Annotated in this window: 19 protein-coding genes and 1 riboswitch; of the genes, 16 read left to right on the top strand and 3 right to left on the bottom strand. The window is 37.9% G+C overall.

The annotated features are described in order from the left end of the window. Window positions 1-32 precede the first annotated feature (32 nt). The 3 genes from OA91_RS10460 to OA91_RS10450 all read left to right on the top strand — a co-directional run bounded on the left by OA91_RS10460 (window position 33) and on the right by OA91_RS10450 (window position 2367). Window positions 33-665: a GDSL-type esterase/lipase family protein gene (locus OA91_RS10460; RefSeq protein ID WP_063338175.1), complete on the top strand. Its 633-nt coding sequence runs from the start codon at window positions 33-35 to the stop codon at window positions 663-665. Between the two features lie 28 nt (window positions 666-693). Beyond that, a complete protein-coding gene (locus OA91_RS10455) occupies window positions 694-1224 on the top strand; it encodes a GNAT family N-acetyltransferase (RefSeq protein WP_231870348.1) in 531 nt (176 codons plus the stop codon). A gap of 108 nt (window positions 1225-1332) precedes the next feature. After that, entirely contained in the window at window positions 1333-2367 is a 1035-nt protein-coding gene (locus OA91_RS10450) for an alpha/beta hydrolase family protein (RefSeq protein WP_063338174.1), read from the top strand. Window positions 2368-2403: 36 nt separating this feature from the next. On the opposite strand, the gene OA91_RS10445 is transcribed toward OA91_RS10450, so the two are convergent. Continuing rightward, window positions 2404-3414 (bottom strand): adenosine deaminase, encoded by a 1011-nt coding sequence (locus OA91_RS10445; RefSeq protein WP_063338173.1) that lies wholly within the window; start codon window positions 3412-3414, stop codon window positions 2404-2406. An 80-nt stretch (window positions 3415-3494) separates the two neighbouring features. Further along, window positions 3495-3594: riboswitch (purine riboswitch) on the bottom strand. A gap of 121 nt (window positions 3595-3715) precedes the next feature. On the opposite strand from OA91_RS10445, the gene OA91_RS10440 reads away from it, so the two are divergent. From OA91_RS10440 to efpL, 6 genes are all read left to right on the top strand, one after another. Continuing rightward, the gene (locus OA91_RS10440) at window positions 3716-4084 is read left to right on the top strand and encodes an MmcQ/YjbR family DNA-binding protein (protein WP_046018398.1); all 369 of its coding nucleotides are present in this window, start codon (window positions 3716-3718) and stop codon (window positions 4082-4084) included. Window positions 4085-4133: 49 nt separating this feature from the next. Further along, window positions 4134-4694 carry a TIGR00730 family Rossman fold protein gene (locus OA91_RS10435; RefSeq protein ID WP_063338172.1) on the top strand — a complete coding sequence of 187 codons (561 nt, stop codon included), beginning with the start codon at window positions 4134-4136 and terminating at the stop codon, window positions 4692-4694. 1233 nt (window positions 4695-5927) lie between these two features. Continuing rightward, window positions 5928-7700 carry a PKD domain-containing protein gene (locus tag OA91_RS10430; protein WP_063338171.1) on the top strand — a complete coding sequence of 591 codons (1773 nt, stop codon included), beginning with the start codon at window positions 5928-5930 and terminating at the stop codon, window positions 7698-7700. 210 nt (window positions 7701-7910) lie between these two features. Further along, on the top strand, window positions 7911-9662 hold the full coding sequence (locus OA91_RS10425) for a PKD domain-containing protein (protein WP_063338170.1): 1752 nt from the start codon (window positions 7911-7913) through the stop codon (window positions 9660-9662). A 136-nt stretch (window positions 9663-9798) separates the two neighbouring features. Beyond that, window positions 9799-10239: a hypothetical protein gene (locus OA91_RS10420; protein ID WP_063338169.1), complete on the top strand. Its 441-nt coding sequence runs from the start codon at window positions 9799-9801 to the stop codon at window positions 10237-10239. Between the two features lie 123 nt (window positions 10240-10362). Next, window positions 10363-10938 (top strand): elongation factor P-like protein EfpL, encoded by a 576-nt coding sequence (efpL, locus tag OA91_RS10415; RefSeq protein ID WP_009835867.1) that lies wholly within the window; start codon window positions 10363-10365, stop codon window positions 10936-10938. A 60-nt stretch (window positions 10939-10998) separates the two neighbouring features. Here the strand turns inward: efpL and OA91_RS10410 are convergent, their stop codons facing one another. Next, window positions 10999-11880, bottom strand: coding sequence for a LysR family transcriptional regulator (locus OA91_RS10410; RefSeq protein ID WP_063338168.1), 882 nt, complete (start codon window positions 11878-11880; stop codon window positions 10999-11001). 135 nt (window positions 11881-12015) lie between these two features. On the opposite strand from OA91_RS10410, the gene OA91_RS10405 reads away from it, so the two are divergent. The 5 genes from OA91_RS10405 (at window position 12016) to nhaD (ending at window position 17772) form a co-directional block, all read left to right on the top strand. Next, a complete protein-coding gene (locus tag OA91_RS10405; protein WP_063338167.1) occupies window positions 12016-13197 on the top strand; it encodes an acyl-CoA dehydrogenase in 1182 nt (393 codons plus the stop codon). Next, entirely contained in the window at window positions 13197-14411 is a 1215-nt protein-coding gene (locus OA91_RS10400) for a CaiB/BaiF CoA transferase family protein (protein WP_063338166.1), read from the top strand. Before OA91_RS10405 ends, OA91_RS10400 begins: the two co-directional genes overlap by 1 nt. Before the next feature lie 326 nt (window positions 14412-14737). Then, on the top strand, window positions 14738-15673 hold the full coding sequence (locus OA91_RS10395; protein ID WP_063338165.1) for an alpha/beta hydrolase family protein: 936 nt from the start codon (window positions 14738-14740) through the stop codon (window positions 15671-15673). Window positions 15674-15701: 28 nt separating this feature from the next. Further along, window positions 15702-16280 carry a GNAT family N-acetyltransferase gene (locus OA91_RS10390; protein ID WP_063338164.1) on the top strand — a complete coding sequence of 193 codons (579 nt, stop codon included), beginning with the start codon at window positions 15702-15704 and terminating at the stop codon, window positions 16278-16280. Between the two features lie 97 nt (window positions 16281-16377). Then, on the top strand, window positions 16378-17772 hold the full coding sequence (gene nhaD, locus OA91_RS10385) for a sodium:proton antiporter NhaD (protein WP_082827879.1): 1395 nt from the start codon (window positions 16378-16380) through the stop codon (window positions 17770-17772). A gap of 41 nt (window positions 17773-17813) precedes the next feature. Here nhaD and OA91_RS10380 read toward each other — a convergent pair whose 3' ends face one another. Then, a complete protein-coding gene (locus OA91_RS10380; RefSeq protein WP_063338162.1) occupies window positions 17814-19706 on the bottom strand; it encodes a methyl-accepting chemotaxis protein in 1893 nt (630 codons plus the stop codon). 757 nt (window positions 19707-20463) lie between these two features. Between OA91_RS10380 and OA91_RS10375 the strand changes: the two genes are divergently transcribed. Together OA91_RS10375 and OA91_RS10370 are read left to right on the top strand one after the other, a co-directional pair. Then, a complete protein-coding gene (locus tag OA91_RS10375; RefSeq protein ID WP_063338161.1) occupies window positions 20464-22008 on the top strand; it encodes a M20/M25/M40 family metallo-hydrolase in 1545 nt (514 codons plus the stop codon). Window positions 22009-22266: 258 nt separating this feature from the next. Further along, on the top strand, window positions 22267-23169 hold the full coding sequence (locus OA91_RS10370) for a LysR family transcriptional regulator (protein ID WP_082827878.1): 903 nt from the start codon (window positions 22267-22269) through the stop codon (window positions 23167-23169). Window positions 23170-23189 lie beyond the last annotated feature (20 nt).

Below are 23189 nucleotides of genomic sequence, written 5' to 3'. Positions count from 1 at the left end.
TCTATTAATCTATTAACCAAACTGGATTGGATATGAATATATTGGTATATGGAGATTCACTTTCATGGGGGATTATTCCGAATTCCAGAGACCGTTTAGTCTTTGCTAAGAGGTGGACTGGTGTTTTACAGCAAAAATTAGGGGATGAGTGTCGAGTAATAGAAGAATGTCTAAATGGCAGAACAACTATTTTTAATGATGTTACTCGGCCACAAAGAAATGGGCTTGAGACAGTGAAAATGGTTCTAGAGTCTCACTCACCGATTGATCTAATGATCATTATGCTAGGAATTAATGACTTTCAGGATGTCATAGGTGCCAACGCTAAAGAGAGTGCTACTGGTCTCGCTAATCTTATTCGTACAGTACAGAGTGTAATGCCAGAACCAATGGCGAAACCGATTCCGCTTTTGGTCATCATTCCCCCAGAAATAAAACAACCTTTGGGGCAAATGTCGGTTAAGTTCTCAGGTTTTAAAAAAGGGAAGGGGTCGGAAGCTGAATACTTGAAACAAATTAAAGCGCTCAAAGTAGATACATTATTAGCTTCTGACCATGTTTCATTAAGTCAATTTGATGGTATTCATCTAGATGTGGAAGAGCATTTTGTTTTGGGACAGGTGATCGCTGAACGAGTGTTATCAATACCTAAAACACTTTTGTGAAATTCTAGAGCTAAGGAACAAGTATTTAATGAATAGAAAAACTGAAGAAGAAACAAAAGTGAATTGGATCATTAGACCTGCAACCTCTGATGATGCTCAAGGGGTGATTAATATACTTAACCCTATTATTAAAGAGGCTAAATATACTATCTTAGACATCCCTTTTTCTTTGGAAGAGGAGGTGGCTTTTATCGAAAACTTCCCTGTAAATGGCATTTTTAATTTAGCGATCCATCCAGAAACTCAGCAAGTAGTGGGTTTTCAAGTGATAGAACCCTTTGCAACCTACACCCATGCCTTTGATCATGTGGGAGTCATTGGTAGTTTTGTTGATTCTGGATTTATGCGACAAGGTATTGCATCAAGTTTATTTCTAGCAAGCTTCGAAATAGCGAAAACAATGGGTTATGAAAAATTATTTGCCTATGTCAGACAAGACAATAAAAGGGCACTTGCGACTTATTTAAAACAAGGCTTTGAGCAAATAGGGCTTGCTAAAAAGCACGCAAAAATACGTGGCGAGTACATTGATGAAGTCTTAATTGAGAAGTTTTTGTAATTGATTTTGAAATGTGTAATAGGTCCAAAGCAAGTGAGTGGTGATAGTGTTTATTTTGATAAAAAGCTGATTTTTTCTGAAACAGCAGCGTTAGCCTAAGGATAAAAAATGGTGCGTCACTTTTTGATAATCAACTTTCTACTTTTTCTGTCATTAAGTCTAAATGCCGAAGAAAGAATTGTATTTGAGCATCAGGAAGCCACATTGGCAGGTGTTTATTTACCCCAATTAAATCATGATGAAGCAAAAGCAGTGATTTTGTTTGTTCATGGTGATGGCCCTCTTGCATATGATGCTGAGGGTTACTATGAGTTTGTTTGGCAACCCTTAAGACAATTAGGGTATGCAATATTTAGTTGGGATAAAGCTGGAGTCGGCAGCTCTTCTGGTAATTGGCTTAATCAATCTATGCTAGATAGGCAATCAGAAGTGAATGCCGCAATTCAATTTATCCAAAGTAAATATGGTTATACCAAGGAAACTACAGGGCTGTTGGGTTTTAGCCAGGCTGGATGGGTTCTACCTGCAATTGCTGCACAGCCCAATGACATTGGATTTATGATAGGGATAGGTTTTGCTACTAACTGGAAACAGCAAGGTCAGTATTATTCAAAAGTTAAACACACACTTGCGAATAAAACCTCTAAAGAGATTGAACTTGAATTAGCGAACTATGAACAAGATTTTAGCTTTTTAAAGACTCAGCCTAGCTACGATAAATATGTTGAAAGCAATGAATACGTTAAAGACGATGATAAGCAGGCAATGTCTCCTGACAGATATCAATTTGTCTTAAAAAATATGGATGCTGATGCGTCAAAGGAATACAGCAAAGTCTCTGTACCTAGTTTATTCATGTGGGGGGAGGATGATTTAAATGTTGATGGAAAGTATGAATTTGGGTACTTAGAAGAGATTGATAATAAATGGTTAACCTCGAAGCTTATTCCAAACGCAAGTCATGGCATGCTAGATTCGTCTATGTTTAATACTCAAACCTTTGGGTTAACTCAGTGGTTGAAAATGATGTGGTATGAAGAAGACTCTTTTGCAACTTCATTTTTACCAGAATTAGTTCAATGGTTAGAGGTGGATAGGTTAGAAGTTTATCAACAAAACGTTAATCATAAGGCCAAACATTAAAATATTTGGCCTTATTCATTTATTAACTAGTGATTATCAAGTTAAAAAGGACTGTAAATAGTCTCTTGTCTTTTTAGATAAACTCGCTTTTTCATCTTCACTGATAAAGCTGGCTTCAATAGCATTAAGGGTAAATTGCGTGGCCTCTTCTTTACTCATTGGGTGGGCGTTGGCCACCGCAAGAAAATTATCTGTCATATAACCACCGAAGTAGGCTGGATCATCAGAGTTAATGGTGACACATAAGCCTTTACGCATAAGCTCTATGATGTTGTGGTCTTGCATTTTCTCAAACACTTTAAGTTTTGTATTTGATAAAGGGCAGACGGTAAGAGGAATTCTTGTTTCTGCTAAGGTTTTAACCAGTTCCTCATCATCGGTACAGCGAACGCCATGATCTATGCGGGTGATCTTAAGTAAATCTAAGGCCTCTGTAATCCAGTTTGCTGGACCTTCTTCACCCGCATGGGCGACTGTAAAAAAGCCTTCATTAATTGCTTGATTAAATACTCTTTCAAACTTTTCAGGCGGGTTACCTAACTCAGATGAATCTAGACCGACCCCGATAATTTTATCTTTATGAATAAGTGCAGAGCCGAGTGTTTCAAATGCAGAGGCTTCATCAAGATGACGTAAGAAGCACATAATGAGTTTACTGCTTATCCCTAGATGAGTTTTGCCTTTTTCTAATGCCCTATGTATGCCATTAACCACGATATCAAAATTAACTCCCCTTTGAGTGTGTGTTTGAGGATCAAAGAAAATTTCAGTATGAATGACATTATCTTCTTTACAGCGCAGTAAGTATGCCCAAGTGAGGTCAAAAAAATCTTCCTCTTGGATGAGTACGTTCGCTCCTTGATAGTAAATATCTAAGAATGATTGTAGATTATGAAACTGGTAGGCGTCTTTAACCTCTTCAATACTCTTAAATGGGATGCTAACTTTGTTACGTGTTGCAAGCTGAAACATGAGGTCAGGCTCTAAAGTGCCTTCAATATGTAAATGAAGTTCTACCTTCGGTAGCTTTTCAATAAAGTTTTTCATGACAGAATCCTTAATAAACTAATTTATTAAGCACTTATCTTCTTAGTAAACTGAGGCTGTTTGGTTACAAAGAGAAAAGCGCATAACGCAAGACTCTTCGTAATCAGGAATTATCGGTTCCTGGTAGAGACCCCCAAACCATATCATTGGGGTTATACGAGAGGGCTTAAAACATTTAAGCTTATTTACTATTACCTGATTTTGTTGATGAGTCAATATTTTCAATCCAAATTCATTTCACTAGCTAAGCTTTTCTCTTTATTGATATCCTGATAAAGAGAAGTATTGATAAGGAATTACCATGACTAATGAGATGTTTAACCTATTTTGCCAAGGCTTCACTGGAACTAGCCATGTTGTGCAATGGGGAAATGCTGACGTGTGGAAAGTCGGAGGAAAAGTGTTTGCAGTTGGCTGGCTTAAAGAAGGGAATATGGCAATTACTTTTAAAGTATCCGATACTAATTTTGACTTTTTAGGTCAGCACCCAGATTACCAACCAGCGCCTTATTTTGCTAATCGCGGTATGAAGTGGATACAAATTATTAATAGTCACTCTGATAATGATGACGACTTAAACTACTACTTGTCAGAGTCTTATCGTCTAGTCTCTTTAAAGTTGACTAAGGCAAAACAGAAAGAGTTAGGTTTAAATCAAGTTGCAAAATAGTATCTGATATTTTTTCTATAGTTGAATGCTTATATCTAAGGGAATAAGAATGAAAATAGCGGTTTTTTGTGGTTCAAGTAATGGTAACAATCCAGAATATGTTAAAGCGGCACAAGCTCTTGGACGTTACTTTGCTGAACAAGGCATTGACCTTGTTTATGGTGGCGGAAAAGTTGGCTTAATGGGAGCCATTGCTGATTCAGTTTTAGCTCATGGAGGTAAGGTTTTCGGGGTTATCCCAGAACATTTGAAAGAAAGGGAAATTGCTCATAGAGGGTTAACTGAGCTAAGGGTTGTTGCTGATATGCATGAGAGAAAAGCTATGATGGCGGATATGGCAGATGCATTTGTTGCTCTTCCTGGAGGTGCAGGAACTTTAGAGGAAATTTTTGAGGCTTGGACTTGGGCTCAATTAGGTCATCATACTAAACCTTGTGCGTTTTATAACGTGAACGGTTTTTATGACTTATTGAAAGAGATGATTAACAAGATGAGTTCTTCAGGATTTGTAAAGCCTCATTATGCCGATATGCTGATTCACTGCTCTGATGCAGAATCCTTGGTTAGTTCAATAAAATCGTATCAAGCTCCGCAAAAAAAGTGGCATTAGTCACGGATTAAAGTAGGTGATTTTTAGGGTATGGTGAAGGCTCTTAAGGGTTTAATTTAGCTTTACTTTTGTAGTGGGGGGAATATAGGCGACCATCCTTGATGCGCCATTCGTCGAAGACTGCTTTGATTTAATTAAGGTATTGACGACTATATTTAGACGATTTAGCGAACAGAATTGAGCAAAGTAGGCAAAAAAGTATACCAAAACCATAAACCAGCGCTTCATTCTCTATTAACTGATAAATACTAAAGAACATAACTGAGAAAACAATCACCAAAACTAGACTATGAAGCATTGGGTTATTTTTTGAAAAAATTGCATAACTTCTGAACATACTTTGATCTCATTCTTTAAAACGCGTTGTACTTTTGAAGCACCATCTACTGGCTGTTAATTAATAACAGATATATTAGATGAAAAGTTGTTTGTTTTTTATGCTTTATCTATCAAACTCGCAAATTTTTACATAACTAATTTAAATCGGGCTGTAATATTTCGTAATAATGTTAGTTTTGTATCTTTGTGTAACTTTTATGAGCGTAATATCATGTAATTGATAAGTTGAGTTTTACTCAAGGTTAATTTGAACTCACTTTTAAAATATTTAAATTAAGTTGTTGAATTTAATGGTTTTTATATTTTTTAAAAAACTTATGTTTCTTTGATTAGAGTCATTTTCGTTTTTAATTTTTATATTAATTACCTCTTTACCCCTTGATTTAACGCATGGCTTTAACAATTGTTACATGAAGATATTTATAAAACGCTTTTCGCTTGTTGAAATAATGAACTATGTAAAAATTAAGGAAAAAGCCTCTAAAAAATAATCAATATCTGCTAATTAATCAGATAAATACGTTTAAGAACCGTTTGGTTTGGCATGATGAGAATAGGTACCACTTTAATTTTTGTATAAATATCACACAAAAATATTCAGTATTAAATGTTTAGTATATTAATTTATTACATTTGGTAATTTCTGTTATTCAAAATTTGATATATCTCGTTTTTTTATTTAAAAATTCAATTTAACCACTCTAAGTCTAATCAGTCTCTAAATACTTGGTAACAAGTGCGCTTCCTAAAATGTTACTTAATATCAAGGATGATGATTAAGTAAGTTTCTATAATGATGCTCCTATATTCAATATATCTAATAAGCTCTTTTATTCGTGTTTGATGGGGAGTAGAGCTTGATAATGGCTAGCGAGCAAAACTTGAAATATGAAAATGGAATTTAACTTTAAGGCGGCCGGTCAAGGAAGGTTAGCCATTCAACTTAGTACTATCTCTTTGTTTAGTATATTGGCTGGTTGTGGAGGATCTTCAGATACTGGCACAAGTAACAATGCCTCAAGCTCATCTCAAAGCACAGGGTCCTATATTTTTTTTCGAGATCAAGATAGTGAGGTTGCTGAAATCGGAGGAAATTTACAGCTGTTAGTTCCAGAAAACAGTTCAGAAAAAGTTGAATCAGTTTCTTTGTATTGGGCAGACTTTTCTGGTAACAGATCTGGTGATTCATGGCTAACTGTAACAGTACCAGATAGCGGTGAAATTACTATTCCTGCAAATACCTCATTGCCCAATAAGATTAATGCGTTTCTTGTTTACCCTATCAATGCTGAGGGAGTTGAAGGTAGGTCTAATCTGATAAAATTTCATGACTTTATTGGTAATTCTTTAGTATCTGGCCCTGGTGGGATAGCAGACTCTTTAAATAACTCAGGTGATGACCATCCAGACTCTGGTGACGGGTTAACTAGGAACGGCGCTTGGTATTATGGTGGATTAAGCACTAAAGATAGGCCAAAAATACCCGCTTACAGATCTAACCTAGGTGGTGGTACTTGTGTCTATGACAATGGTTTGGTTGCTATCACTGATATGGCCAATGGCAGAGATGCCTATTGGGAAGCAAACTCGTCTAACGGGAAAGCGAATATTGTGAATGAAGTGGATTTCCCCGCCTTTTCATTCTTATGCGATGAAGTAACACCAACGAACCTTTCATTTGAAGTGCCTAGAATTAAAGATGAGCACGGGGCTTGGAGCTATTCAGCTATAAATGACGCTATGTCATATGGGACTTTTGTTTACGATTTTTTCCTTAAATACCTTGGAGAGCCTCCTCTCGATGACAAAATAAGAATTCGAACCCACTATGGTCCTGAAATAAGCCCAACAGGTTATGAGACAGCCCATTGGGATGGTGCTTATGTCAATATTCATGGAATCATAGATGTAAGTAAAATGGCCACATTAGACATAATCGCACATGAAGTCGGGCATGGCGTCTTAAGTCGTATTTCACAGTTAAAAGCATTTGATAATGAATTAAGCCATGATGCCTATACATTGCATGAAGCTTTTGGTGACATCTCTGGCGTTGTTGCAAAGTTTGAGTTTGCAGGCAAATTAGATTGGGTACATGGTGCTGAATCGAGAGCTAGGGTAAGGCGATTAAATCAAATTAAAACTGAAGCGACAGCAATAGAAAGTTATTTAGATTATGACGATGCTGATAAAAATTATTATTTAAGAATCGGTATGATTACTTATCCATTTTACCTTCTTACAAATAAGTGGGGAATTGATAATAGCTATGCAGTTGTACTAGATGCCGCTAAAGGGTGCTGGACTAGCCGCTCAACATTACCTCATGCCGCAGCTTGTATCGAGCAGGCTGCAATTAACAAAGGCTTATCTGAATCTGATGTAGAGGAAGCATTTAAAACAGTTAAAATTAAGTTGTTTGATGAGGGTGTCTTAAGCCATTTTACTTCGAATAGGAATAACCTCACCATTAATTTTAGTGATAATAGTAAAAGTACAGGCATTGTAAACGCTTGGTTTTGGGACTTTGGTGATGGTCAGAATTCACACCTTATTAACCCAACTCACACTTACACTAACGCAGGAACCTATAAAATTAAACTCACTGTGAGCGACAGCACAGGGGATAATGATAGTTTTGAAAAAGAGATAACAGTGGGGGAATAATCGATGTTAGGTACCTTTTGGTCAGTTAGTAACAGACAAACCTAATGTATGTTTTTAATCAATAGAATCCATAGAGAGTTAGAATGTGTCCTTTGTCCTAATTCGTGAGATCTTAAAGTAAGTTTTGATCTTTACTGAATAATCTCTTTGTTTAATACCTAACATTTAACTTTATGAAAGAGTATTACAAAGCGTAGGGACTCTGTGAAAATGGATTTTTCTTCTTTTCGTTGCAATCAAGCATCATATATTTTAGTCGTTAGTATTACGCTTGTCTCTTGTGGTGGAGGCTCATCAGACAGTGATCCAGTAACGAACACTCCGATTAATTTAATCGCATCTCCTCATTATTTTAGGGATTTAGATTCATCTACAGATGAAATAGGTGGCACATTACATTTGCAGCAAACCAATGTGGCTGATGAACAAGTGACTAGTGTTCGCTTATATTGGGCGGATGCATCAAACCATAAAAATGGTGGTGCTTGGTTAAATTCAGTTGCTTCAAATGATTTTAAAGTCACGATTCCTGACAATACGCCCATCCCAGCTAATACCAGCGCCTTTTTAATGTATCCAATAAATGAGGATGAAGAAGAAGGGACGCCTAGTGTTATTAAATTTCATGACTTTATCGGTAATACACTCGTTTCAGGTCCTGGGGGAATTGCAGATGCTTTAAAAAATACAGGTGATGACCACCCTAGTGCTGGCGATGGTGTCACACGTGATGGCGCATGGTACTACGGAGGCCTGAGTACTAATGATAGACCAAAAATTGAAGCCTTCCGTTCTGACTTAGGAGGAGGCACATGTGTTTATGACAATGGATTAGTCGCTGTTACTGATATGGCGAATGGCAAAGATGCTAACTGGGAAGCAAACTCTAAGAATGGAAAAGCAAATATAGTTAACGAAGCCGATTATCCCGCTTTTTCGTTTTTGTGTGATGAAATGGCTCCTGAAAACTTTTCATTTGAAGTCCCTAGAGTGAGGGATGAACACGGTGCATGGTCATACTCTGCTTTAAACGATGCAATGTTTTATGGAACAGAAGTGTACGATACTTATTTAAAATATCTAGGTGAGCCGCCTTTAGAAGATAAAATAAGGTTAAGAGCGCATTATGGTGAAGAAAATAATCTCATTGATGTTGTTTATTGGGATGGAGTATATGCGAACCTAAATGGAATAATGGATAAAACTAAGATGGTGGCTCTTGATATCATTGCCCATGAGGTTGCCCATGGAGTGTTAAGTAATATCTCTTCACTCAAAGCATTTGAATCAGAATTAAGTACTGATGCATTCACTTTGCATGAAGCTTTTTCTGATATATCTGGCGTGTTAGCTAAATATGAATATACAGGGCAATTAAATTGGATTCATGGAGAAGAGAGTCGCTCTAGCAGTCGTAGTTTAGATAAGATAAAAACAGAAGTTGGCGCTATTGATAGTTTTTTCGATTATGACGATGCAGGTGCTGATTATTATAAACGAATAGGCATGATTTCTTATCCTTTTTATTTATTAACAAGTAAATGGGGGATAGAAGATAGCTATAAAATCATTATTCATGCTGCAAGAAATTGTTGGACGAATCTATCGACTTTAACTCAGGCTGCAACTTGTATTGAGCAATCAGCCGTCAATAATGGCTTTTCTGAATCAGATGTTGAAGACGCTTTTAAAGCGGTAAAAATTAAGCTTTTTGAGGAAGGTGTACTTAGCCATTTTAATACCAATAAAGATAAGCTTACTGTTACCTTTACAGATAATAGCCAAAGTACAGGAACAGTAGATACTTGGTTGTGGGACTTTGGTGATGGAACAAATTCAAACCTAGTTAACCCTGTTCATACTTATGCTGTCGCTGGTGATTATAAAGTGACTTTGACAGTGAGTGACAGTACAGGGGATCAAGATAACTTTGAAAGAAGTTTAACAATCAGTACTGAATGATGCAGGATTACTCAACGTGATTTAGTTTCCGTACCTTGAATGAAAGTAAAAAATCATGTTAAAACTCTCCACCATTAAAGCTTAATAGAGCTTACAAATTAGCTTTATTTAAACCTGTTAGTGTAAAGGGGACGTTTTGTCGGATCAGGGTACTCATAGTAATGAGACTGAAGACGTGAGTAAGCCAATCGGTATTTTGATTTCAATTGGTTTTTGTATTGTTTTTATCGCTTTCTTTGCAGTTGTTATCATAGCAACTCAGTTTGATCTATTTCCTGCTTATGCAGCTGAAGGTTACTATTTTCAACAAACTGGTTTGTTTGTTAATTTCCTTTCAAACATGCTAATTTGCTTAGGGTTAGCTTGCTCTCTATGTCAACTGAAAAAAGATGCCATTTACTGGGCTCTTGGTCTATTTTTATTCGACTTGGTTTCTACTAGTTATTGGGTGTTTACTCATAATTGGTTTGATATTGTCGGTTTTAAAGAGCTTGTTGCAATTTCTATTTTCTGGACAGGAGTCTGTATCATTTTTGTCTACTGTCTGAATCTTAAAAAGAAAAAACTGCTTAGTTAAGCTGTCTATTAAATGTTGTTTCTGTTGAATTTTGCTAAGTCAGTAGCTTCTGATTCTTGCTTATTTTAGAATATAAAAAGCGTGAAGTGATAATTTTAAATATTTGATTTTAGAGAAAATATTATGCCAAAAGCCAGTGAGATTAAAAAAAATACAGCTGTTGAATATAATGGTGAAGTATATATCGTAAGGGACATAGAACGTTCTGTACCTCAGGGGCGTGCCGGTGGAAGCATTTATCGTATGCGTATGTACAATGTGGTTAACAACCACAAAATCGATGAATCTTTTAAAGATTCAGATATGATCAATTTAGCCGATTTAGTAAGACGTGCCTCTGCTTTCTCATACTCTGATGGTAATGAGTATGTCTTCATGGATAACGAAGATTACTCTTCATACAGCTTAGATAAAGATGCAATCGAAGATGAATTATTGTTTATCACAGAAGAGACAGCTGGCATTCAAGTAATTATGGTAAATGATTCGCCTGTTGGCCTTGAGTTACCTATTAATGTTGAGCTAACGATTGAGCAGACTGATCCATCCATAAAAGGTGGTTCAGCAACAGCGAGAACAAAACCTGCTGAATTAACGACAGGTCTTATTGTTCAAGTGCCTGAGCATATTTCGACAGGTGATAGAATTAAAATTAATGTGGAAGAGCGTAAATTTGTTGGTCGCGTAGACGCCAAATAAATTTATTATTCGCATCTTAAAGAGCAGTTTGTAATAAGACTGCTCTTTATTTGAGAGTCATTACTCTCCATCTCGTATTGTATCTTCAAAAAACTGAATAAATACCTGACTTGCTTTAGAAAGATAATGGCTCTTTTTCCAAGCTAACCCGAGTTTGAAACTCATTTTTGGGATGAAAGGAATTGCTTTTATCTCATGTTCACCAACTAGCGTTCTTGCTAAGCAAGTTGTGATGCCGACATCATTTTTAACTAAGCTTTTTTGTAATTCGATTAAGTTCGTCTCCATACGAATATCTAACTTAATTTGATTCTGCTTAGAAAAGTGGCTGACAGATTCTCTGAGGAAATAACCTTCGTGGAATAAGACAAGAGGGTAACGACAAAATTCAGCTAAATTCGTATGAGTGTTTAGGGCAAGCTCATGAGTGATTGCCATTGCTGCTACGACTTCTTCTTCCATTCTTGCTGTATAACGCAATTGATCATTTTCATGATCACATCTGACAAGGGCTAAATCTAACTCACCATTAATTAACATGGTTTCAAGAGCATCAGTGCCCTGATCGATAAGGCGTATCTTAATATCTGGATATTTTTTCTTAAACTTTGTTAGTAGTTCAGGAAAGAAGTAAGAACCCATCATGGCGGATACGCCAAGAGATACCTCGCCTTTCATGCCACCTTTAAGTTCCTCTAGGGCTAAGCTCATTTGCTGAGATTGCTCTAACAGGGCACTTGCATATTGATAAAAAACTTTACCATCTGCAGTAAGGAGCGCATTTTTTTCAGCCCTATTTATGAGTTTTAAACCAACTTCTTGCTCTAGCTTCTGCATAGCAATGGTTAAAGCTGGCTGGGCTATGCCTATTTTTCTGGCTGTACGGGTAAAGTTACCTAATTGAGCAAGTTGGCAGAAATAATCAAGACGTTTTAAGTTCATGAATAGGGCCTAAGTAGATCGAATTTAAATATAATAAATTTATTAAAAATATAAAAACTATATATTATATTTATTTTTTGTAAGTCGGTAGACTCAAACTAAATAAAGATAACATGTCTAATTCAGGAATTAATTATGAGCAAATCACTAACACCTTTTAACTGGCAAGACCCAATGATGCTGGATGCACAACTGACAGAAGAAGAGAGAATGATTCGAGATAGCGCTCATGATTATTGCCAAGAAAAACTCTTACCAAGAGTGCTAGAGGCAAATCGGAACGAACGCTTTGATCGTGAAATCATGAATGAACTAGGTGAGCTAGGTTTATTAGGCGCTACATTGCCTGAAGAGTATGGTGGAAGCGGCATTAACTATGTGAGTTATGGTTTGATCGCAAGAGAAGTTGAGCGAGTCGATAGTGGCTACCGTAGTGCGATGAGCGTGCAATCTTCTTTAGTTATGCATCCTATTCATACCTATGGTAGCGAAGCGCAGCGACAAAAGTATTTACCTAAGTTAGCAAGCGGAGAATGGGTTGGTTGCTTTGGCCTAACTGAGCCAGACTCTGGTAGTGATCCTGCTTCTATGAATACACGGGCTGTTCAAGTGGAAGGTGGTTATCGTCTAACAGGTAATAAAATGTGGATTACTAACTCGCCCATTGCAGATGTCTTCGTCGTTTGGGCCAAACTTGAGGGTGTGATTCGTGGATTTATTCTTGATAAAGGTATGTCTGGTTTATCTGCTCCAAAGATAGAGGGTAAATTTTCTCTGCGAGCTTCTATTACTGGTGAAATTGTCATGGACGATGTTTTTGTACCGGAAGAAAATATCTTCCCTGACATTAAAGGTTTGGCAGGACCTTTTGGATGTTTGAATAAAGCAAGATATGGCATTGCTTGGGGGGCGATGGGCGCGGCTGAATTTTGCTTTGAAGCAGCGCGTACTTATACCCTCGATCGTAAACAATTTAACAGACCACTTGCGGCCAACCAATTAATACAGAAAAAGCTCGCAGATATGCAAACTGATATTAGTTTGGGGCTACAAGGCTGTTTACAGATGGGCAGATTAATGGATCAGGAACAATGCCCTGTAGAGCTCATCTCCCTCATGAAGCGAAATAATTGCGGTAAAGCTCTAGATATCGCACGTGTGTCCCGTGATATGCATGGGGGTAACGGTATCAGCGATGAGTTTGGTGTTATCCGTCATGTGATGAACTTAGAAGCGGTCAATACCTATGAAGGTACACATGATGTGCACGCATTAATTCTAGGGCGTGCGATAACAGGCTTACAGGCATTTTGCTAATGAAAACGCCATTAGAGAATATTCGTGTATTGGATTTGAGCCGAGTCTTGGCTGGTCCTTGGGCATCGCAAATGCTAGCTGATATGGGGGCTCATGTTATTAAAGTTGAGCGCCCTAAAAAAGGTGACGATACTCGTTTTTGGGGGCCTCCATTTATAAAAGAGGCAAGTGCTGATCAGCCGCCACAAGCCGCATACTTTCATTGTGCTAATCGTAATAAAGAGTCGATAGCAATCGACATTCGTACCCAGCAAGGTCAAGCCGTTATTAAGTCTTTGATTGCCTGTTCTGATGTTCTGATTGAAAACTATAAAGTCGGCGGACTGGCTAAGTATGGGTTAGATTATGAGACTGTTCATAAACTCAATCCTAGACTTGTTTATTGCTCTATTACCGGGTTTGGCCAAAGCGGCCCCAGTGCACATAAAGCTGGGTATGATGCCATGATACAAGGCGAGGGCGGCTTAATGAGTCTGACAGGTGAGCCTGATGGTGAACCAATGAAAGTAGGCGTTGCCCTTGTGGATGTGATGACTGGCCTCTACGCCTCAAATGGAATACTTGCAGCGCTAATGGCCCGTCATACTACGCAATTGGGCCAGCACTTGGATATAGCTTTGTTAGATGTACAAATGGCGACATTGGCCAATCAAGGAATGAACTATCTTGCTAGTGGAGAGAACCCCAAACGGCAGGGTAATGGTCACCCGAATATTGTTCCTTATCAAACCTTTGCAACACAAGATGGTAATGTGATTTTAGCCATAGGGAATGATGAACAATTTGCCAAATTTTGCACCCAAGCTAAGCTAGGCTCACTACTCGATAATGATAGGTTTAAAACCAACGAACAAAGAGTCATACATAGGGATAAACTCATTCCTATTATTGCTTCCAGATTAGCTGAAGAAACCATGTCTTTCTGGATTGAGTCCTTAGAGCAGGTTGCTGTGCCCTGTGGTGCGGTTAATACACTTGATAAGGTTTTTAATCATCCACAGTTAAAACATAGAAAAATGGTAAGAGAACTTCCTGATAAAAAAGGGGTAAAGTTTGCCAGTATCGTATCGCCTATTAATTTGTCATCAACGCCCCTTTGCTATAAAAGTGCACCGCCAGATTTAGGGCAAGATAGCCAGAAAATTTTGCAACAAACCTTGGGGTTAGAGCAGGATGAGATTCAAGCCCTGTTTGAGTCTGGCGCAGTGGGTTAATTCAAAACATCTGGCTAGCCTTTATGGTAAGGGTTTAAAGGCTAGCCATAGCCCAAAACTAGCTTAACCAAGGGCTAACGAGATTTATGCTTTTAGTATTAAAGTTATCTAATAAATAGTTTCAATTTGCTTACCACAGCGTTTTTCAAAAAGTCATGGTCATTCTAAATGACACTCGTTTTACCTTGCCTGACATTCATCTTCCTTGTTGAAATCAGTTACCTATGAGAATTGAATTAAAACTTAATTTGCCTGTCTTTATAAGGCTCCATTTTCAATCAACCTCTAGAACAGAGTAATTTATGAAACGCAGGAAAGAATATCCAATGCAAAAAAGACTGATATTTCTATGCTTAATAAAAAGTGTGTTTTTAAGCCAATTAACCTTTGCAGGTAAGCTTGAAAATACCGCTTATACACTTGATCGTGATGACGAATCTAGCATCACTTTTTATCTAAAAAAACAAACTAACCCAGCTGAAAACTTACTCTTACTCATTCAAGGGTCCGACTGTAATAGTGTTTATCACAACAACACTATTAATAACGTTTTCTCTGTGAGTTTGAAGGATAAAGATGTATTAACCATAGAAAAATATGGCATTGATAAGAGTCTTAAGTGGCGAGTTGATAATGAGAGACAAGACTGTCCACAAGACTACATAGATCAAGATTCTCCATCTCAAAGAGTAAAGGATATTAAACACGTTTTAGAGCATGTTATGGCCGCTAAGCAGTATAAAAACTTGGTTGTTTTAGGCGGCAGTGAAGGAGCCTTGGTAGCAAATATCTTATCAGCTCAATTTGAGAAGGTTACTCATACCATTGCCATTAATGGTGGAGGAAGATGGTTTCTAGATGATGTTCTTTATAATATTGAACACACTTCGATGGGTGGAAGTGATGAGTCACAGAAACAGGGCTTTATAGGTTTTACTCAACATATTTTAAATAGCCCTAAATTTGATCTAACAATGAGTGGTCATGGCTATCGCTGGTGGCGTGAAATGCTTGAAATAGATCAAACTGAGGCGATTAGGCAGATAGATAATCCTATATTAATTATTCAAACTGAAGATGACAAAAATGTGTCTCCGAAACTTGCCTTGCAACAAGCTCAAATTTTAATGGCAACCAAGGATAATATCTTATATAAAGCCTATCCAAATTTAGATCATGGTTTTAAACGAGCAAGCGGTGTGTCAGAAGCCCATCGTGTTGTTGCTGATATACAAGCTTGGCTTAATCAAACTCTTGATTGAATAAAAGCAGTTGAAAACAAATTTAAGGATGAAGGAAGTGAAAGAAGGTAAGGCGTTTTTAGAGTCTAAAAGACTGAAACTAAGGCAATGGCAAGAAAGTGATTTAGTCGCTTTTGCCAAACTCAATAGCGACCCTAAAGTCATGGAGTTCTTTCCAAACCCATTAGGCAGAGAGCAAAGTGATAAACTGGCAGAGCGATTAAAGGCGAATATTAGTGAAAATGCTTATGGTCTTTGGGCTTTGGAGCTATTAGAAAGCAATACCTTTATCGGCTTTGTTGGATTAAATAAAGTGGAGGTAGGAACAGGAATTCCAGATGCTCCTATGGTTGAGATAGGCTGGCGTTTAGATGCAAGTCATTGGGGCAAAGGGTATGCACCGGAAGCTGCGAAGTTAGCATTAGATTACGCTTTTAGAGAACTAAAACTTGATGAGGTATATTCCTTTACCAGCTTATTAAATGAACCTTCTCAAAGAGTGATGCAAAAGATTGGTATGCAAAATACGAATCAAGATTTTGATCATGGGATGTTAGAAGAAGGGCATAGACTAAGGCGTCATTGCCTTTACAGAATATCATCCGATGATTGGCTATTAACAAAGTGATTTTTTAGGCTTTAATTGATTTAGAAACAAAATTAGTAAATTAAAACATTAACTTGCCAGCATTGTGCTAGCCTTAGGTGAATCGATTGCTAGGGGGATGTTGATGAAGTACCTATCTTTAGTTTTAATGCTATTTTTTTCTTGGCCACTTTTTGCTCAAACTCATGAAACATTAGATTTAACTCAATCCTGGGTAGGTTATACCGCTCTTGGAATATTTACTTGCGCCTATGTGTTCGTCATCTTAGAGGAGAAACTAGGCTTACGAAAATCCAAACCCGTTTTGATTGCGGCGGGTTTAATTTGGATTCTATTGGCTTATGTATACAAGAATGCGGATAAATCAGAACATATTGAAGATGCCATCCGTCATAATTTTTTAGAATACACTGAGCTATTCTTCTTTTTATTGGTCGCAATGACTTATATAAATGCCATGTTAGAAAGAGGGGTATTTGCCCAACTGCGTAACTGGCTTATTAATAAAGGCTTTTCATATCGGTCTTTATTTTGGGTTACTGGCATACTTTCTTTCTTCATCTCACCTATTGCTGATAATTTGACCACCGCCTTGATTATGTGTGCAGTGGTGATGGCTGTTGGTGAGGGGCATAGTAAGTTTATCGGTGTTGCCTGTGTCAACATTGTTGTTGCGGCAAATGCGGGTGGGGCCTTTAGTCCATTTGGTGATATAACGACTCTCATGGTTTGGCAAAAAGGCGTGATTGCTTTTACGGGCTTCTTTGACTTGTTTATACCATCACTTGTTAACTATCTTGTGCCTGCTTTTATTATGCAGTTTGCAATCGCCAAAGGCTGCCCTATGTCTTCAGTTACCAGCGAAAAGGTAATGAAATTTGGCGGAAGCACAACGGTATTGCTCTTTCTTCTCACCATATTGACCGCTATCTGTTTACATAGTTACCTTCATATTCCACCTGTTTTTGGCATGATGTTAGGTCTTGGCTATTTAAAAATTTATAGCTTTTACTTAATGCGTAAATCGAATCAATGGACACTGCAAACAGCAACGCCACCAGGCTCAGCCGATGATCCATATAACTTTGATGTGTTTGATAAAATTGCGCAATCAGAATGGGACACCCTGTTTTTCTTTTATGGCATTATTCTCGCGGTAGGCGGTTTAGGCTTAATCGGCTATTTAGGCCTTACTTCGACTTTTTTGTATGGTGAGCTGGGAGCAACACAGGCCAATATTCTTGTTGGTATTTTGTCTGCTATTGTTGATAACATTCCTGTCATGTTTGCTGTTCTGACTATGGCGCCAGATATGGCATACAGCCAATGGCAGTTAGTTACTTTGACCGCGGGTGTTGGCGGGAGTTTATTATCGATAGGTTCAGCTGCAGGGGTGGCTTTAATGGGTCAGGCTAGAGGCCAATATACCTTCTATTCCCATTTAAAATGGACACCTGTAATAGCACTAGGTTACGGAGCGAGTATTTATTGTCATTTACTCATAAATGGATAAAGCCCAGTTCGCTGAACTTTATCCATTAGTTTAAGTGGCTTTTATACTTTAAAGCGCATAACAAGCTGGTTTAACGCATGCGATAACCCCGTTAAATCCTGACTACTGTCTGAAAGCCCATTAGCCATATCTAGGCTAGCGTCTACAGAGCTTTGTATTTCAGTTGCATTGCGACTGATTTCATTCACTGCAATAAGTTGCTGCTCCGTTGCCACTGCGACCTGATGATTAGTCTCGTTCATTGATACAATCTGTTCCGCAATCTTATTAAGAGAGGCGGTTGACTGCTGAACTGACTCGGCTCCTTCAACCGCTTTAGAGCGACCATTCTGAGACGCTTTAAGCGCCTTGCTTGCCTCAGCTTGTAATTGATTGATCATCTCTTGGATTTCATCTGTTGACTGTGCCGTCCTTTGAGCTAAGGCCCTTACTTCGTCTGCGACAACTGCAAAGCCTCGTCCTTGTTCGCCGGCACGAGCGGATTCAATCGCAGCATTTAAAGCAAGTAGGTTAGTTTGCTCTGATATGTTTCGGATTACCTCTAAAATGCTACCAATCTGATCTGTCTTTTTAGCAAGCTCTGAAACCGTCTGGTTAATTTGATCACTTTCATCAGCTAAGTTCTCTATGATGTTCTTAGCTTCTGACGCAAGTTTTAACCCTTCGTTTACTTCGGTATTAACTTGACTCGCTGCCTCCGCGGCGTGAGATGCATTATTTGAGACTTCACGTACTGTTGCTTCCATCTCAGTAATGGCTGAGACGACCAATAAGGTTCTATCACTTTGTAATTTAGCATCTTCACGAATTCTGTCAGAAGTGGCAGAAATACCTTGTGATGCTTGGTTTAACTTATCACTATCTTGCATCACTTGTTTTACAAGGTGTTGAATCATTTGCACAAAGTTATTAAAGCCTTTACCTATATTGGCAATTTCTAGCGCACCATCTGTATTTAATCTATGGCTAAGATCCCCATCACCTTCGCCAATTTCTTTTAAGTTGTCTGCAACGGCACCAAGTTGGAAAACTAACTTAGCAGCAATGATTGACGCGGCTAGGGCACTGATAGCACTTAAGGCAATACCAAGTATAAGTAAAATTTGCCCCATACTGGTTACAGGGCCATAAATTGAATCATTGGGGATCTCGGCAATAAGGTACCACCCCATAGAAGGAAGGTAGTTACTCGCAATAACGCTATGGCCATTGTCCAAGATATTAAGCTCATTCTTGCTTAATAACTTGGTGCTGATGCTCGTATCATATAGGCTGGTTAAATCTGCTTTTTCTAGTAGTTGACTGTCTTTATGAACTTTTACTTTGCCGTTTTCATCAACGAGGTAAACAAAGCCTGAATCGCCAATTTTGAAGTTTTCCAAATAATCTGTCATATGGTCTAGCTTCATTCCAAATCCAGCTAAGCCACGTCCATTTAAATTTTGGTAGTTAGCAAATAAAATAACGCTATCACCACTCTCACTTCTATCCACATTCATATTTGAATCAAGACCTGATTCAGTGAAATTGAAAAACCATTGATCTTTATCTTGTCTCATTTTTCTGAGAAAGCCATTCTGATCCCAGTACTTACCAGTTTCTCTATCTGCCCAAGAGGCTACCTCAAGATTAAATTGCTTTTTAATGTCTTCAAGTAAATGAACTAAATTTTGCTCCTCACTTTCTGGAAACCCTCTTTCAACCCAGTTAAGAATGAACCGGTTATTGGCTAAGGTTTCAGCCGTTGCGGTTAGCAGTTCAATTTCGCTGTCTATTTCGCTTTTTATCTGAGCGATTTGAGCAGGTAGTTCTGACACCATAACTCGCTCTAATAGAACGCTTCTTGCTTGATAAAAACTAAGAAGCCCCATTGTCATTGTGGTGATAATAACGGCAAGGACAAAAGCTAAAATTAGTCTGAGTTTTAGGGTCATAATGTGCTCCGAGGAATAAAGAGGCTGACCATAAAAATTCTAATAATCACAAAATCTGATTTAGGTCATTGAAAATTATGGCTGATGAGGTTTTAAAGCATAGCGATAATAATAAATTAAAACAATCTGACCGATTGGTCCAACTTCAAAAGAAAGAGAAAACGAAGCCAATTAAATCTTAAGTAATACATAAATATCAATTGCTTATGTCTAATCTGAAGGCAAAACGTAAGAAAATGTAACTCATCCGAATAGATGTCAAAACGCATAGTATTTTGCTTAGTAAGTAAACTCACTATTTGGAAGGCTTTTCGTGTTTGGAGTTAGCAATATAATTTTTATCTGTAATCAGCTAAGAGTTAAATCGAAGGAGTGTAAGGCAGCTTTGACTCGATTTGATTGATAGGTTTATTCAAATAGTGACTTTTAAAAAGTAAAGGTTTTCGTAAAACATGCTTTTTGTCATACAAAATGAAAACCAAAATGTGAGCTTTTTGCCATCAAAACTGTCTAAATTTTGAGCTTGTTTGATAGTGAGTCCTGTTCAGTAGTAATTCAAAAAACCGTCTTTTAGAGTAATTAGCAGCTTTTTATGGCGACCTTTTTTAGATCTGTTAGATCTTATTCTTCTTTAAGTGAAGAAAGTATTAGGCCATCAGAACAAGCAATTAAGCGAATAAATCTAGATATTCTTTACTCAAAAAGTAAATGGAATTTTGGGTTTAAATATTCAAACCAGATGGATAGGTAGTATCAAATGACACTTAATAAAATAACAGCTGCGATATGTACTTTACTGGCATGTAATCTTTATGCTGAAGAAAAGCAGTCTTGGATTGTGACTGATGGAAGTAATGAAAACACCGTTAAGCAAATGATGATAATGGGTTCAGCGCCTAGTATTCAAAGTATTTCAAGTAATAAGGGTATAAATATTTATAAGATGGCAAGTTCAGAAGTGGCTACATTTTCTGAAATGCTACATGTAAATAACCACAAATGTGGGGGTTATACTAGCCACAACAGTCTAGAAGAAGCTCAGCTAGCCCTAGTCGAAGTACAAGCATCACAAGCAGATACCTTGATCGCAACAAGTTACAGTATTAATAACGCAACAAATGTTAGGCCTATGCTTGAGGCTGTTAATGCTTCTAATATTGCAATGACAATTGAACATCTATCTACTTCATATACTAACCGTTTTTATACAACAAGTTCAGGGTTAGAGTCAGCACAATGGATTCATGATAATTGGGCTTCTATAGCATCAAGTCGTAGCGATATTTCTGTTGAATATTTCGAGCATGCCAGTTGGGATCAACCATCCATCATTTTGACAATTAATGGTACTGACGACACGGATGAAGTGGTTGTACTAGGTGCTCACATTGATTCGACTGTAGGTAGTTCAACCGGTGAAGGTACCTATGCGCCAGGTGCCGATGATGATGCTTCTGGTGTTGCTGTTTTAACAGAGGCCTTAACGGTTCTTGTCGATCAAGATTATCATCCGCAAAAAACTATAAAAATTATGGGTTATGCAGCTGAGGAGGTAGGTCTTTTAGGTTCTGATGCCATTGCCAAAGATTATAAGGATCGCGGCGTAAATGTGATTGGTGTCATACAGTTTGATATGACCAATTTCCATGGTTCGTTTGAAGATATTACCATTTTTACAGATTACACTAACAGTTCGCAAAATAGCTTTGTTGTTGATCTAATTGAAACTTACCAAAACATTGAAGTCGGTTATTCTAGCTGTGGTTATGGTTGTTCTGATCACGCGTCTTGGTATCAGCAAGGTTTTGCTGCTTCCATGCCATTTGAAAGTAGTATGAGTGATATTAACCCTAATATTCATACTTCACGGGATACCTTGGCGAATAGTGATGCGAACGCGACGACCTCTGTGCCATTTACTAAATTAGCCTTGTCCTATATGGGGGAGCTTGCAAAAGGGAGCATTGGTAATAATCCAAACCCTGAAGAGCCAGAGGTTGAAGTCGTTAACTTCTCAGGTTCTGTGAGTCGTAATGAAGAAACTCAGCTAGGTTCAGTTCCAGCTAAAGCGGGCACAGATGTGATTGTTGAAATGACAGGTACCAATGATGCTGATTTGTATGTGGCCTTAGGTAGTGAAGCGTCAACTAGCAACTGGGAATGTCGCCCTTATGCAAGTGGCAGCTCAGAAAGCTGTACTGTGACAGTGCCTGCAAATGGTGATGAGCCATATATCATGGTGAGAGGTTATAGCAGTCGTTCCTCAAGCTACAATATCAGCGCAACATATACACCAAAATAGTTTAACTTATTCGCATTGAGATCTCGCTTTTTAAAGCAATAAAAGACTCTTATAAGCGAAAGTAAAACCTGAAGAGCACCTTATTTTGTAAGGTGCTCTTTTTGTTCAGGTTAAAGACACTTAGCAAGTTCTGATGGTTAGTTTGGCAGAACTGTGAATTGAATTATGTTTAACTTAAACAGGATAATTGAATTAGCTTGACCGAAGTTACAATTGCATGGAGACTTTCTGCAATGAAAATGCAAAATAGGAGCTTGTTTGGTACATAAAGAAACCATTAATTGGGATGATGTTAAATTCTTTTTAGCTTTAAGTCGTTCTGGTAGTGCGAGGGCGGTAGCAGAAGAATTTGGCATGAGTCATTCAACGATTTCTCGTCGTATTGATCAGTTAGAAAAAAGTTTAGGTAGTAAGCTTTTTAATCGTAATGTTTCTGGCTATCAGATGACAGAAGATGGTTTAGCCTTATCTCACTATGCCAAAGAAGCTGAAGAGGCGATGAGAGGTGCAGAACAAGTTCTAATGGGCAAGGATGCCAAACTGGTTGGGAATCTGCATTTAACCACGCCTGATGTAATTGCTAATAAACTTCTTATGCCGGAGCTTGCACGTTTTAGCAAAGAGTTTCCCCAAATCAACTTGAATATCACTGTTTCTAGCAACCGCTTTGATTTATCTCGTTATGAAGCCGATATTGCTATCCGTTTTATTGAAAGAGGTGCTGTACCTCCAGAAAACTTAATAGGACGTAAGTTATCAGATGTTGCAACCTGTTTATATGCAACGCCTGCCTATTTAGCTGAGCATACTTTTCAAGGTGAAACTATTACTGCGCGTTGGCTAGGTTGGACCGCAGAAAAGCAGCCTGATTGGGTGTTGAAGTCACCTTACCCTGATGTTCCTTGTATTCATACATTTAACCAAGGTTTACTTCACCTTGAAGCCGTTAAAGCTGGGATGGGAATGGGGATGTTCCCTTGTTTTTTAGCTGATAAATGTGATGAATTAATACGTATTCCTGATGCTAAACCACAACTTAATTATGAAATTTGGCTATTGTCTCATCCAGATTATCGAGAAGTAGCAAGATTAAGACGTTTTAAGCAGTTTATCTTGGAAGTTTTTGCTAGCAAACAAAACACCTTGGTTAATTACAGCTAATAAACAACTACCTTGGCTTG

This window comes from Marinomonas sp. SBI8L, assembly GCF_001624705.1.
GTDB lineage: Bacteria > Pseudomonadota > Gammaproteobacteria > Pseudomonadales > Marinomonadaceae > Marinomonas.
Note: the sequence above shows the minus strand (reverse complement) of the source record. Positions and strands in the feature narration are given on the sequence as shown.

Coding starts and splice junctions, on each gene's coding strand:
- OA91_RS10445 (WP_063338173.1), bottom strand. CDS start 3,414: ATGAAAAACTTTATTGAAAAGCTACCGAAGGTAGAACTTCATTTACAT.
- nhaD (WP_082827879.1), top strand. CDS start 16,378: ATGTTGATGAAGTACCTATCTTTAGTTTTAATGCTATTTTTTTCTTGG.
- efpL (WP_009835867.1), top strand. CDS start 10,363: ATGCCAAAAGCCAGTGAGATTAAAAAAAATACAGCTGTTGAATATAAT.
- OA91_RS10455 (WP_231870348.1), top strand. CDS start 694: ATGAATAGAAAAACTGAAGAAGAAACAAAAGTGAATTGGATCATTAGA.
- OA91_RS10440 (WP_046018398.1), top strand. CDS start 3,716: ATGACTAATGAGATGTTTAACCTATTTTGCCAAGGCTTCACTGGAACT.
- OA91_RS10425 (WP_063338170.1), top strand. CDS start 7,911: ATGGATTTTTCTTCTTTTCGTTGCAATCAAGCATCATATATTTTAGTC.
- OA91_RS10435 (WP_063338172.1), top strand. CDS start 4,134: ATGAAAATAGCGGTTTTTTGTGGTTCAAGTAATGGTAACAATCCAGAA.
- OA91_RS10395 (WP_063338165.1), top strand. CDS start 14,738: ATGCAAAAAAGACTGATATTTCTATGCTTAATAAAAAGTGTGTTTTTA.
- OA91_RS10405 (WP_063338167.1), top strand. CDS start 12,016: ATGAGCAAATCACTAACACCTTTTAACTGGCAAGACCCAATGATGCTG.
- OA91_RS10410 (WP_063338168.1), bottom strand. CDS start 11,880: ATGAACTTAAAACGTCTTGATTATTTCTGCCAACTTGCTCAATTAGGT.
- OA91_RS10390 (WP_063338164.1), top strand. CDS start 15,702: ATGAAGGAAGTGAAAGAAGGTAAGGCGTTTTTAGAGTCTAAAAGACTG.
- OA91_RS10380 (WP_063338162.1), bottom strand. CDS start 19,706: ATGACCCTAAAACTCAGACTAATTTTAGCTTTTGTCCTTGCCGTTATT.
- OA91_RS10375 (WP_063338161.1), top strand. CDS start 20,464: ATGACACTTAATAAAATAACAGCTGCGATATGTACTTTACTGGCATGT.
- OA91_RS10460 (WP_063338175.1), top strand. CDS start 33: ATGAATATATTGGTATATGGAGATTCACTTTCATGGGGGATTATTCCG.
- OA91_RS10450 (WP_063338174.1), top strand. CDS start 1,333: ATGGTGCGTCACTTTTTGATAATCAACTTTCTACTTTTTCTGTCATTA.
- OA91_RS10400 (WP_063338166.1), top strand. CDS start 13,197: ATGAAAACGCCATTAGAGAATATTCGTGTATTGGATTTGAGCCGAGTC.
- OA91_RS10430 (WP_063338171.1), top strand. CDS start 5,928: ATGGAATTTAACTTTAAGGCGGCCGGTCAAGGAAGGTTAGCCATTCAA.